We start from the raw sequence: 13,794 nt of genomic DNA, 5'->3' as shown, positions 1-13,794 counted from the left end.
ACATACTCCTCCTTCTACCTATGCTTTTGGAATAAACAGGTTTCCTAAAGTCGCTGCCATAATTGCTTTAATGGAATGCATCCGATTTTCTGCTTCTTCAAATTGTCTTCCATATTTACTTCGGAAAACTTCATCTGTAATTTCCATTTCTTCAATACCAAATTTTTCCTTAATCATTTTTCCATAGGTTGTATTTGTATCATGAAATGCCGGTAAACAGTGAAGAACGATCAGATCTCCATCAGCATTACCGGTTGCTTTTACCATATCCATATTAATCTGATAATCCTTAAGCATACTCACACGTTCCTCGAATTTGTCTTCCTCACCCATTGAAACCCAAACATCTGTATAAAGTACATTTGCACCTTTTACGCCTTCTGCAATATCATCTGTGATTAGTAATTTACTGCCTGATTTTGATGCAAATTGTTCAGCATAATCTACGACTGATTTTTCCGGATGCAGTTCCTTTGGTGCACAAATTCGAACATTCACACCCAAAATCGCTCCTGTAACCAGCAAGCTGTTTGCCATATTGTTACGACCATCACCAACATAGACAAGTGTAATATTTTCCAGCGTTTTGAAGTTTTCCTTAATAGTCATGAAATCTGCAATCATTTGAGTTGGATGCCATTCATCTGTCAACCCGTTCCAAATCGGTACACCTGAATATTTTGCCAGATCCTCCACTACTTCCTGACTAAAACCACGAAACTCAATTCCGTCAAACATCCTTCCTAAAACTTTTGCGGTATCCTCAACAGATTCTTTTTTCCCTAATTGAATATCGTTTGCGCCTAAAAATTCCGGATGAGCCCCTAAATCAATGGACGCAGTGGTAAATGCAGCTCTTGTACGTGTGGATGCTTTTTCAAAAAGAAGCGCAATATTTTTTCCTTCCAAATATCTGTGCGGTATATTCTGTTTCTTTAAATCTTTGAGATGAATGGAAAAATCAATTAAATATTCCAGCTCTTCTCTTTTAAAATCTTTTTCTGCTAATAAGCTTCTACCTTGAAATACTGATGTCATTTTCGTTCCTCCTATGTTAGATGCGCAAGTCCGGAAACTCGCAAAATATTGTTCTAATTGGGTTCAATCAAGATTGTTGCTGTTGATCTACCTCAATTTTTTCCTATTTTTAAGGGTTTTTACTTGGCAAGAAAAACCGTTCTTGATAATCGCTTGTGAACAAGTACCCTGTATCTAAATGAAAGGTGATCTTTTTTATACTCCGTCAAGTTATGACCCATTCCTGTTATTTATCTTAATTGAATGTCGCCTTAGCGAAAATACCAAATGACAATTTGATCTTCCATCACAACAATATCCAACTCTTCCAAATGCTGGATTTGGATCCAGCCATCCCATTACTTCGATAGGCCTATTCTCATACTGGAAAACCTACCAAAGATCCAACAATTCTTTTGAACTGCATAGTTTCTTAATCTAAAATTAAAACTGGCAAATAACTTGGTTTTATTTATGAAGGAGCTTTGAGCTATTGCCATGTAACAATGTGAGAAGGCTTTTTATCGAAATAACCAGGCAAATCATAAGGAGATGCTATCAATGGTTGATGAATTCCTCCTACTTGCACCGCAGCAGATGAATGCCAAAAAGCTTGCCAAACAATTTTAGAACAATATGTTGGATCTTTTTCAAAAATTTTTGTATTTATTCCATAATTATATTTTTTCCCTTGGTAGTTATTTATAGCCCATTGAGCTGCTGCTTTTGATTTATACTGAGATGTAGGACGGTATACTTTTGTCCATTTGTTTATCCCACCATATCGTTGCATCCAAGTAAAAATTCCTATAATTTCAGGAGTTTTTCCTGGACCTTGTATAGATAGAATACCGCCATTTCCTAATTCTCCCAAGAAGATTCCGGCATGACCAGTTAAGCCACCTAAAGAAGTGCCGTTAGTAATTAATATATCACCAGCTTGGGGATTTCCGGCAACACTTCGAAATTCTGGAATTACTGGATCAGATGGAGGGGGAGTTGTTGCTAATTGAACATATAAATCAAAAGTAATTTCCTCATCAAAGACCCCAATTGACCTATATTGTTCATATTGCTCCTGTAATGTCGCTAAATCTAAAGCTTTTTCTTTGGCTCCCCTCTGACTTATTTGAAAGCGTTCGTTTCTTTCAAATTCATCTAATTTTTCTCCGACTAACGCATACTCGCTTAAGAAATCATCCATCTCACTTGCAAATACCTTACTACTATTAAACAAAAGAGCAGTTAAAATTCCTAAAAAACTTAGAATACACAAAAATTTTTTCATATCATTCCTCCTCAAAAAATATTTTATTTGTATTATAATACCTGCCATTTTCTACATAACCACGAATCCAATTTTTCTTTGAAACAGAGTAATCGTAATCATATAACAACGAACTATTTGTCACGGTAAATCTGATGCCAACACCTCCTCTCACACTTTTTATATCCCTAATAATATTAGTAATTTGAATATTGGTTGATTTCAGCCCATATTCATTTTCAAGTAATTCATACAACTCTTGTTCTGCAATATATTTTTTAACAGGAATTTGGTAAACATAGATGGAGGAAAATACAATCGCAACAATTCCAATTATAACTAACATTACCCTTTTAATAACAAACACCTCTTTCAAATTATGAGCAAGTCCGGAAACTCGCAAAATATTGTTCTAATTGGGTTCAATCAAGGCGGATCAATAAACAAGTATTGGTCGATCATGGGTTGGAAACGATGAAGCTACATAAAAACATCGAAACTTCTTTTACACCTTGATGGCGTGTGTTGATCCCCATCTAGTACAGCTTACTTCCGCTTGAATCATTGCTATTTAAAAAAATGACGGATCGTAAGTTTATTGGGTGTCCCCTAAAATTGGTTCATAAACAATTTAGCTGGACGTTTGACTAAGCCAGGTACATTTTTCGTTTTACTTTTTGAAATCTCAGCTAGTTTCCGTACTCACGCTAGATATTCTCTCTTACAAACGGCATACTCATACATCTTGGTCCGCCGCGACCGCGAACAAGCTCACTGCCTGGAATATAGTTTAATTTCACTCCGGCTTCTTCCAGACGCTTATTCGTAATCACGTTGCGATCATAGACAACTACTTCTCCCGGTGCGATCGTTAATGTATTTGATCCATCATTCCACTGCTCTCTTGCAGCTGCAGTAATATCACCACCTCCACAGCGAACCAGCTCAACAGCCGATAATTTTAAATAACGACAGAGTATATGTTCCAGTGTATCCTTTTCTTCAACAATCCTTATCTCCCCATTTTCCTTTGAAATAGAATAGACAATCAAATCCCCTTCAATTTCCGGATGGATGGTAAACTTATCGTAATCCACCATAGTGAACACCGTATCTAAATGCATAAATTTTCTTTTCTCCCCAATGTTAAAGGCTAATAAATGCTCAAAGCTTTTTTCACTTTCAAAAATATTGCATGCAAGCCGCTCAATCGAAACGACATCAGTTCTTTGAGAGATGCCCACTGCCATTACTTTGCTGGATAAAACCAGTTCATCACCACCCTCGATTCTTGTATTATTTTCACGATTATAAAGTAGGTTAACCGGATTGTCCTTGAACATTGGATGGTATTTAAAAATATATTTCCCATAAAGTGTTTCTCTTCGCCTTGTTTCTGAATACATCTTATTCAAAGAAGCACTGTTACCAATCGTAGCAAACGGATCTCTGGTGAAATATAAGTTCGGCATTGGGTCAATGAAGAAAGGATAGTGATCATCTACTAATCCTGTTAATGAAGTAGACTGAATCCCCGACAGTTGATTTTTTCTTAAGCCTGCCATCGACTGATCGATCAATTCACGATTTGTATCAAGTGACAGAAAGTATTCTTTAATTTCATTTTTAATTGTTTCATCCTGAATAGCTGCTTCATTAAGATATTCATCCAGAAACAGATTCTTAATTTCCTCAGAAATCAGTGCTTCTGCTGCCAAATCTTCCAAATACAAGACATCAATATCTTTTGAGCGAAGTGTATTTGCAAAATAATCATGCTCCTTTCTTGCCTGTTCTAAAAAAGGAATATCATCAAACAGCAGCCGCTCCAGATGGTCAGGCATCAAATTTTCTAATTCTTTACCTGGACGGTGCAGCATCACTTGCTTCAGCTTTCCAATTTCTGAAAAAACATTAATTGCATTTTCCATAAATAAAACCTCCCATTGTTATTTTGGACACCCTTATAATAACAATTATTTAAACGCTTCCAAACGAGCCTTTTCTCTTCACTAATGCCCAATCCTTCTCATTATGCAGAAAAGATGAATATATACATCCTTTTAAATAAATTTACACTTGTTCCTTTTAAAAATTTATATTAATCCAAAATAAGTTTTTTCTAATGTAAAAAGAGGAGTAACTTAATAAATAAGATAATAAAGCTTTCCCAGTGTTAAAAAAGATACTATTAAAACAACATTCATTATCACTGCAGGAGTCAGCAGGTCATTAAATTGAAGGCTTTTAATTACATGGATATTATTTGTCGATTTCAAATTAATAAATAACATTTGAAAATAAATAAACGAATCTTTTCATTAGTTTTTTAAAGAGTAATTTAAATAATTAATAACCTCCTAAAGCAGCAATCTTTATCTCTGGAATGATAGAAACATTGCTTTTACTACCAGCTCAAAATGGAAGTAAAGATTTTGATGAAAAAGAAATGATAATTCTAACTCAGAAAAATTCTAAACTAGAACGACCATTCCTTAATATTTTCAGACATTCCTATTCATTCAAAAACTTTTGCTGAACTTGAATATTCTTTCTTTTGTCATCAAGAATAACTGATAGATCAGCTGCAGGAGCACGCTCCTACAGCTGCCGTCAAATTTATCGATTGATAAATAGGATAAATAAGCAAATCATCCTGAAAATATACCAGTGAAGAACAGCATCATTTATCCTTACTTACAACTTTAATCTATTTTATCTTTAATTGCAGTTAAAAAGAGTTGGCAGAGCATCTTAAAGAATACTCTGCCAACTCAAAATAGTATACAGCTATTAAAATTCATCACTTAAAGACGGGTATTTTACAGGTTAATAAAGTATCACTTTAAATGGGAATAGCCAAAATCCGTATATTCCAAAACAAAAAATTTTCATTTTTAATAGCTATGGACTCACCATCACCAGTTGAGGGTTTATTTCCAATTTATAGAATATGATATTCTCCGGCTAGACCATCCGATAGTTTTCATAACTGTTGCATCAGACTTTGAATTCTCCTGCAGCCTCGCTAATGGCTCCCTTTCCAAAATATGATGTTTCATTTAAAATCATTCTGTTTGCCATCTCCCTAGTCCCACCTTGCATTTTTCTATATAAACTACTTTCAAAACAATTGAAGTAAGAGTGATTAAGTACTTGCAAAAGCTGTATTTTTATAATCAACAAGTACTCCTCACGCCATAAAATTAATTCCTATCGTTCTTCAAGATAGCCTTCTTTAGGGATTACACCAAACGCATCAGCCAGTGTCCAAAGATTCTCATCTGAGATTGTCTGTTTTATCCCGCCCTGGGCACAAACATAGGTATAGACTTCTGCTGCTTTTTCAGCCGTTTCAATTAATCCAAAGACTTCATCCATATCTTTTCCAGCACCATAGATACCATGCTGGGGCCATAATACTAGGCGTGTTTCTTTCATCTTTGCTGCTGTGGCTTTACCAATCTCGTTCGTTCCAGGAACCAGCCAGGGAAGAACCCCAATACCTTCCGGGAAGACAACTAAACACTCTGTACACATTTGCCATAAGGTACGAGTAAATGCTTTTTCATCCAAATTATGAGTAAAGCTCATCGCCAGTAAATGACTGGCATGATTATGCATGATCACCCGGTTTTCCGGATCAACCTCTAAACGAGCAATATGGCTCATAAAATGACTGGGCAACTCGCTCGTTGGTACCGCATCATTTGTCAGTCCCCACAGCAGCTCTACCCCTTTCCCATCATCGCTTACGCGAACAACACCAAGGTTGTCAGTCGGAGCGGCAGAAACATTTTTAAAATATTTTCCGGAACCTGTCACGATAAAGTATTTTCCGGCAAGCTTGCTTCCGTCAAAAATCATGGGGATCGTTCTTAGTACCTCATTTGGATCAAGAAATGGCAAAATTTCTTCCTTCTTTAATAAATAGGAGATATTGCCGCCGTTGCGCTCATCCCAGCCTAAACGGTATAAATTCGTTGTCACCTCAACCATTTCACGTACAAATGGTGCTTGTAAAATATCCATTTTTTTCATATTTACGTTACACATTCCTTTCTTAAACTATCCAACAATTCATTTAAGTCAATACTTTCTTGACTCCTATTCATTATCGTTTGCTCAATACATTTTTTTCATATTCCTTGACATTCGTCAGCCAATCCAGTCCAACAGGTACCTTCTTCAACTCGCAGTAATAATTCCAGACATCTGCAAATGGGTAATCCTTTAATTCTTCAATCATTGCCAAACGAGTGGTATAGTCGCCGGAAAGCTCAATCTCTTTTAACTCTTCTGTGGGTTCAAGCATCGCCTTCATAATTGCCTTTTGTGTATTTCTTGTTCCAATGACCCAAGCAGCAACACGATTAATTGTCGCATCAAAAAAATCCAGACCGATATTGGTTATCGGCAGCAAGTCATTACGGACAAGTTCTCTTCCGATTTCCTGCAGCTCATCATCCATGATTACCACGTGATCACTATCCCAACGGATCGGACGGCTGACGTGCAGCAGGATTCCTTCACTGAATAATGACAAAGAAGAAAGTTTATTTGAAATGACCTCTGTCGGATGAAAGTGTCCGGCATCCAGACAAACCAGCTTCTTTCTTGTCAGACCATACCCCATATAAAACTCATGAGAGCCCACAGTATAAGCTTCTGCACCGATCCCAAACAGCTTGCTTTCAACGGCATCTAAGATATATTTTTCATCCAGTTTTTCTGAGAAAATCTCATCCAGCGATTCCATCAATCTCTTTCTTGGCGACAAGCGATCAATTGGATTGTCCTTAAAGCCGTCAGGTACCCAAAAGTTATTTACACAGACTTGACCCAGCTCTTTTCCGAAGTATTCAGCCACTTTTCTTGAACGTTTGCCATGCTCAATCCAGAAATCTCTAACTTCTTTATCTGCAGATGCAAGCGTAAAGCCATCCTTATACATGGGATGTGAGAAAAAGGTCGGATTAAAATCCAGTCCCACCTCCTGTTTTTTAGCCCAGGCTACCCATTTTTCAAAATGCTTTGGTTCAATCTCATTCAAATCTACCTGCTCCTCCGTATCCAGATAGATTGCATGAAGATTCAGCTTGTGATTTCCCGGAATCATTGCATACGCTTTTTCAAGATCCTTTCGAAGTTCTTCAGGAGTTCGTGCTGCTCCTGGATAATCACCTGTTACGGAAATACCGCCGGAAAGCTCACCATCACTTAGAAATCCTTTGACATCGTCCCCTTGCCAGACATGCATGGAAATTTTCACTTCATCCATCTTTTCCACTACTCTATCTGTATACACTCCCAGAGCAGCATATTTCTTTTTCGCTTCTTCATAACGCTGTTTTATTGTCATTTAGCTTTTCGCTCCCTTTAAAAAAATTTTATACGAATCAAGTATTGCTGCATCGAATGCTTCAGGTTCATGAACAGAGATCTCAAATGACTGCCTGATGGCCTCTCTTGCTTCTTCCAGGTCTTTAAACGTACCTGCAGCGATCATCTGCAAAAGTATATTACCGATAGCAGTTGCCTCATCCGGTCCGGCTTCAACAGTGATTGAAGCAGCATTAGCTGTCAGCTGATTTAAAAATTTATTGTTTGATCCTCCACCAACAATCTGCAGTTTATCAATCGGCCGACCGGTATCCGTCAGCACTTTCATCTTCTCCAGCTCCATGGCATAGCACAAAGCAAGACTGTCATAAATACAGCGAGCGATTTGTCCGGTAGTTTTCGGAACCCTTTGACTAGTTTCACGGCAATAATCTTGTATTGTGAGGATCATATTTTCCGGATTCAGAAACCGTTCATCATTCACATTGATGAATTGCTGAAAGGGCTCTTCCTTTGCTGCCATAACAGCTAGTTCAGCATAGCTGTATTGATAATTCTGTATGCGGGCAACCTCCTGAATCAGCCACATGCCCATAATATTTTTCAAAAAGCGAATCGTATTATGTGCCCCCCATTCATTGGTGTAATTTTCATAAAATGCATTGCGTGTGATAGTGGCAACCTTCGTTTCAATTCCTAAAAGAGACCAGGTTCCGCTGCTGAGATAGGCCCACTCTTTGCCGCATCCCGGCGTACCAATCACAGCCGAGGCGGTATCATGTGTCGCAACTGTTATAAAGCTGGCATTCGGCAAGTCATATTCCAAGAACTGATCCTTTATCAACTCTCCAAGAAAAGTTCCCGGATCAGCCAATAAGGATAACTGCTCTTTAGTGATTCCAGCTAATACCAACAACTCTTGATCCCAATCCTGTGTAGCAGGATTTAGCAGCTGCATGGTAGAAGCATTGGTTTTCTCCGTAACTGCTTTTCCAGTAAAAACAAAGCCCAAATAATCTGGAATAAGCAGCAGCTTCGCAGCCTGACTCAACTTCTCCTTATCCTCAACAAATAATTGAAAGAGTGTATTAAACGGCTGTATCTGGATACCTGTTTTGTCATATAATTTTTCTAATGAGTAAGCCTCAGAAAAAAATTTAATCGCATTTTCCGTTCTGACATCCCGATAGGAAATCGGTTCTTCCAACAGCTTACCTGTTTCATCAACCAGACAATAATCAACCGCCCATGTATCAATCCCAACGTAGCAAGAAGCAACTCCGGATTTTTTTAATTTTTCCAACCCGATAAGTATTTCTTTTATCAGCCGTTTAATATCCCAACGGTCATGACCATCAACTTTTCTAAAACCATTTTTAAATCGATGGATCTCTTCTAGAGTGATACTGCCATCTGCCTTGCATTTACTTTTCATTAAACGGCCGCTTGAAGCACCAATATCTACAGCAATATATGTATCGATCATTCTCCCACCTTCCATTTCACTTTCTTGTCAGAACATAAAGCGGTATCATTTATAAAGATGAATCCACAAAAATTCCGATCACAAACTAATAATAGTATGATTTCACCTCTTTCACATCAAACATTTTTGATATATAATTGCACTATCTTGATAGAAGGAGAAAATCAAATGTCTTATTGGGAAAAAGCAAACCATTCTTGGAGCCAGGATTCCATCCGTTACATCAATACGCCTTCTGAAAAAAGTAAAGAGCTTTTTTATTATGTACAGGAAATAGGTTATTTTAAAGCTTCCCGCCCTTATTTCACAGAAAGAGAAAATCTGCCATCCTTTTTAATGAAGTTCACCCATTCAGGTAAAGGCTGCCTCGCCTATAAGAATCAGAAATACATACTCGAAGCCGGAGATATTTTTTTTATTGACTGTATGGACTATCAGCATTACCAGACCATCAGTGAAGAGCCATGGGAAATGGACTGGGTGCATTTTTATGGAGGAAATTCTGAATTGTTCTATCAGGAATTCATGAAGAACGGCTCCAATGTTTTTCACAGTAACACAGCTAATTTGGAAAATCCGATTCATTTAATCCTTCGTCAATTATTACATGTACAGGAAAACCGGCATGCCCAAACAGATTTCCAAAGCTCTGTACTGTTGCATCAGCTCCTAAATGAATTGCTGATTCAGAAAAATCAGTTGGATTTTACTTATGAAGAAATTCCAGATTATGTATTAGCCATGAAGGCTTTTATTGACCGACAGTTTAAAGAATCACTCTCAATGGAACAGCTGGAAAAACAGTTTCATATTAATAAATATCAGCTAAACAGAGAGTTTTCACGGTTTATCGGACAGCCGCCCATCAACTACCAAATCAACAAAAAGATCTCCTTTGCAAAAGATCTGTTGCGCTACTCCGATCAATCGATTCAGGAAATTGCTCTGGAGCTGGGCTGGGATAATTTTGCTTATTTCAGCAGACTATTTAAAAAAAAGACTGGACTTACACCCGGGGTCTACAGAAAAATTGGTTAAGACAACATCGCCGGGTTATTTTAGAACGAATAAAACGCTCCAAAATAATCCGGCAAATAACTGAAAACTGAATATTTCAATCATTCGCATATTCTAATGAGTATCTCTAGCCATTATTATTCCATACCGTATATGTTGATTTAACAAAGAACAGGATATTTTCTTTTTAGAGGACTATACGGCACAAAGATAAGTAAACAGAGAACCAACAATTTACGTCTTCTCATCTAAATTGCCTCTCTATTTTGATTCGCCAAGATAATAGCCCCATCTAAATAAATCTTTCCATATACATTAAGCATTGCCAATACTCTTTCACGCAAAAAATTGAGGAAGTTCTCAATTTTTCTTTCAGAAACTTCATTGAACGCTAGAATTATCTTGATCGTTTGTCCATAATTTCCATCAAGCTTCTGACCTTCTCGATTTATAATGCAATTAGCATATCATCAATCTTTATAAGTGCCGCCCACCACGACATGAGTTAGTTTCTTTTAAGATGTCGGACAAACTTACTCAAGTGGAATTTTCTTCATGTATTCAACCAGAGAAGCATCCGGTATTTTATTTATTCTATTTCAAATCAACTGGTTCAGTTGATTCATAAGTCAATAGCGTTCACGTTAACGTTATCTTTCTTTGATTAGTTTTATACTCTTAATTCAATCAAAATTATTTACGTTTGCATTGGATAATAAAAAGAATGATGAGAGTTGGAAAATTGCTGATGTTGAGCTTTCAAAATCAGTAAAATGGATATTGGGGAAATTATACCTGAAAGAGGAATGAATATTACATATAGTATGAAAGGAGTATTGTTAGCTAACTTCTTCTATGAAATTAAAAAATCTATTAGCGGATGTGGATAGGTATCTATAAAAGTATCCATTCCAGCTTTAAAAGAGTGACAAAAAAGCCTCTATAATGTTTCATGCTGGCAGAAATTCCTTAAGGAAAATTGACCAGTGCTTTTTAAGTGTTCAAACATAAAAAAGGAACAACTTTTACTGATAAAATGGCATCATCTAAAACCGCAAATCATCAGAAAGGTTGTTCCCTTGTGCACTTGAATTAAGCCTCAGATATACTAGCTAATTCGGCTTGAATAACTAAGCGTTTATTGCCTATTGGATCAGCACAAACATATAGGGTAAGTTGAGGTCGCCCATCAATATCTCCTTGTGCATCTATTGTTTTAGAAAAAATACCTGTTTCATCATCAAGAAAAATATCGGAAACCCTAAATTTGTACTCTTTATTATCAGAAAATTGTAAAACATGGATTGTATCATTTATCTTTAACATTAATCCTTCAACAGTGTCTAACTCACCGATTGTTCCTGCTTCTGTTTTTAAAAGCGGATTAAAATATTCTTCAGGAGTTGCATAAAATGCTGAATGAGCAGCAACAACCACGTTATCTTGACCCAGTACCTGCTCTTTCTTTGCTCCACAGGCATTTAGTAAACGCTGATCATCAGAGTTGGGATCGTTAGACCATTCACTTCCAGTTTCATAACCAACACCTTGAAAATAGTCAATATTCAGTCCAATCTTATCACAAATTATTTTTCCCAATAGCTCCCCATTTATGCCCTCATCCAAGCGTTCATAGGTCATCGGTCGCGAAATAACTGTGTTTTCCATTTGTTTGGCGATCCGCTGATCCTCCAACTCTTCCTCAGTAGGCTGTTGCTCAGAACTCATTGTTGATTCTTCCGCTTTACCTGAATCCTTGGAGCTGCTTTCGGAGAATGTTGAGGATGTTGAAAGTACCTCTTCCTCTGAAGTCTTTGAAAAAGAGGTCGTTTTTTCTGCTTCAGTCAGCTGCTTCTTTGGCTGGTTCCAAAAAAAATAGCTGACTGTCAAAATTAGAATAATAGACAGTATGATTGAAGCTTTTGCAATCCAGGGAAATCCAGTTTTTCTTTTTTTCCTATGTCGTTTTTTTTGTCGAGAAGAATTTGGCATTGATTCTTTACATCCTTTCCAAATTGAAATAACTGACCTATATTTCATTTATTTTAACTGAATTATTCATCTTAAAATATACTTAATCATTAAAAATAACAGGTAATATATATTATAGCAAATTCTAATGAGACTGAATACAAACAAAAATCCGAACTATACGTAAAGGAATAATTTAATTCAACCGTATGAACTACCCTACTGGAAGAGAAGCAATGAATTCATTCACAGCAAAACTATTTAGCGCATTGGAACAGCAACTACTAGAAACTATATAGCATCGAAGCTGCTCCTCTTTATCAGTCTCTTGTCACAATAAGCAATTGATATTTTATACAATAAAATATTTTGCAGCAGCCTGTTCGACTTTTCCACTCCCTGGTCAATGAATAAACAAATAAATTCGATTATGTTCTTCATTTGTCATACACGTTCAAGAGACTTATGGACAAGCAAAGGAAACTGGGTTATATAATTATTTCACATCGTTGGAGAATCTCTATCTCCCTTTTTTAACAGTTGATTACAAAAAAAGGAAACACCCCTTATTAGAAGAAAACATCTCTGATATCCACATCCATGACTTCGATTGTTTTCTGGTTCCTTAATGAAAACTTATGCCGATTAAACATCAGAAAAAAACAGTGTAAAAACCAATTTAACCTAGAACCCACACTAATTATCATCCAAAACCGAACTTTATTCTTCTTTTTATCATTAAAATACGGAAAAACATCGACATCATAAATATTCAATGGTATCATTTTTGAAAACACTGAATATTTTTGAGAAGGCGGGAAGAACATGAAAGAATTGTACGATGGTAAAACGAAAACAGTCTTACTGGATGAAGAAAGTAAAGAAGTTTACTTATTATTTAAAGACAGTGCAACCGGTGAAAATGGCGTCTTTGATCCAGGTTCCAACACAGTCGGCGGCAGTGTTGTCGGTAAGGGAAAAATTGGTTTAACTGTTTCCCAATACTTTTTTGAACTAATGGAAAAAAATGACATCCCTACGCATTACTTGGGGGCAGATATCGAAAAAGGTATAATGAATGTTCGCCAACTAACGGTACCAAATTTAGAATTTGTTCTACGCTATTTCACGGCGGGCAGTATGTGTCGCCGTTTCACCTTACCAGAAGGATTACCATTTAACCCGCCTTATTTGGAAGTCACGTTGAAAGACGATGAACAAGGTGATCCGTTGATTACTGATCGTCTGTGCCAGATGAAGGGGATTTTAAAACCCGGACAATACGAAGAAGCACTCGATCTCTTAACAAAAGTTGGGACAGTTCTTAAAGATTCTTTAGCAGAAATGAACTTAACCTTAATTGATTTTAAAATTGAAATTGGCTGTGATAATGATGGAAGAATGTATGTCGTTGATGAAATCACTCCTGATATTTGGCGTGTCAAAGATGAAGCAGGTAATATTCCCAACCAAATTGAGTGTGCACAGCTTATCCTAGATAAAATTCAATAAACAAAAGGTGAGGTTCTGTTATGAGTGCCTCACCTTTTGTTGTTTTTTGATGAAAAAGAAAAACCCCTTGATATACAAGAGGTTTTCGTATCGATAATAACAATAAATTAACGACGAATTTCTACTCATCAGTCCGATTTGACAATGAGCCATTTTTTTCTGATTATTGCCTCACTCTCAC

10 protein-coding genes and 1 pseudogene are annotated in these 13,794 nt (G+C 36.7%); 2 read left to right on the top strand and 9 right to left on the bottom strand.

Annotated features, from left to right (window positions below; genetic code table 11):
• Positions 1 to 18: 18 nt before the first annotated feature.
• From argF to rhaB, 8 genes and pseudogenes are all read right to left on the bottom strand, one after another.
• A complete protein-coding gene (gene argF, locus IW492_RS04280) occupies positions 19 to 1,038 on the bottom strand; it encodes an ornithine carbamoyltransferase (RefSeq protein WP_202065690.1) in 1,020 nt (339 codons plus the stop codon).
• A gap of 469 nt (positions 1,039 to 1,507) precedes the next feature.
• Positions 1,508 to 2,305, bottom strand: a complete 798-nt coding sequence (locus tag IW492_RS04275) for a YiiX/YebB-like N1pC/P60 family cysteine hydrolase (RefSeq protein WP_202065681.1) — start codon at positions 2,303 to 2,305, stop codon at positions 1,508 to 1,510.
• 1 nt (position 2,306) lies between these two features.
• Entirely contained in the window at positions 2,307 to 2,630 is a 324-nt protein-coding gene (locus tag IW492_RS04270) for a DUF3139 domain-containing protein (RefSeq protein WP_202065679.1), read from the bottom strand.
• A 361-nt stretch (positions 2,631 to 2,991) separates the two neighbouring features.
• Positions 2,992 to 4,215: an arginine deiminase gene (arcA, locus tag IW492_RS04265; RefSeq protein ID WP_202065677.1), complete on the bottom strand. Its 1,224-nt coding sequence runs from the start codon at positions 4,213 to 4,215 to the stop codon at positions 2,992 to 2,994.
• Positions 4,216 to 5,290: 1,075 nt separating this feature from the next.
• A pseudogene (locus IW492_RS18610) lies at positions 5,291 to 5,368 on the bottom strand (iron-containing alcohol dehydrogenase); the annotation flags it as partial.
• 129 nt (positions 5,369 to 5,497) lie between these two features.
• Positions 5,498 to 6,325, bottom strand: a complete 828-nt coding sequence (gene rhaD / locus IW492_RS04260) for a rhamnulose-1-phosphate aldolase (protein ID WP_202065676.1) — start codon at positions 6,323 to 6,325, stop codon at positions 5,498 to 5,500.
• A 73-nt stretch (positions 6,326 to 6,398) separates the two neighbouring features.
• Positions 6,399 to 7,646 (bottom strand): L-rhamnose isomerase, encoded by a 1,248-nt coding sequence (rhaA, locus tag IW492_RS04255; RefSeq protein ID WP_202065674.1) that lies wholly within the window; start codon positions 7,644 to 7,646, stop codon positions 6,399 to 6,401.
• Positions 7,647 to 9,113 (bottom strand): rhamnulokinase, encoded by a 1,467-nt coding sequence (gene rhaB / locus IW492_RS04250; RefSeq protein ID WP_202065672.1) that lies wholly within the window; start codon positions 9,111 to 9,113, stop codon positions 7,647 to 7,649. It abuts the gene before it with no gap.
• A 168-nt stretch (positions 9,114 to 9,281) separates the two neighbouring features.
• On the opposite strand from rhaB, the gene IW492_RS04245 reads away from it, so the two are divergent.
• Positions 9,282 to 10,151: an AraC family transcriptional regulator gene (locus IW492_RS04245; protein WP_202065670.1), complete on the top strand. Its 870-nt coding sequence runs from the start codon at positions 9,282 to 9,284 to the stop codon at positions 10,149 to 10,151.
• Positions 10,152 to 11,222: 1,071 nt separating this feature from the next.
• Here the strand turns inward: IW492_RS04245 and IW492_RS04240 are convergent.
• Positions 11,223 to 12,122: a hypothetical protein gene (locus IW492_RS04240; RefSeq protein WP_202065668.1), complete on the bottom strand. Its 900-nt coding sequence runs from the start codon at positions 12,120 to 12,122 to the stop codon at positions 11,223 to 11,225.
• An 804-nt stretch (positions 12,123 to 12,926) separates the two neighbouring features.
• Between IW492_RS04240 and IW492_RS04235 the strand changes: the two genes are divergently transcribed.
• Complete coding sequence (locus tag IW492_RS04235) at positions 12,927 to 13,613, top strand: phosphoribosylaminoimidazolesuccinocarboxamide synthase (protein WP_202065666.1); 687 nt, start codon at positions 12,927 to 12,929, stop codon at positions 13,611 to 13,613.
• Positions 13,614 to 13,794 lie beyond the last annotated feature (181 nt).

Origin of the sequence: Enterococcus sp. BWB1-3, assembly GCF_016745275.1 — a bacterium.
Taxonomy (GTDB): domain Bacteria; phylum Bacillota; class Bacilli; order Lactobacillales; family Enterococcaceae; genus Enterococcus_L.
Note: the sequence above shows the minus strand (reverse complement) of the source record. Positions and strands in the feature narration are given on the sequence as shown.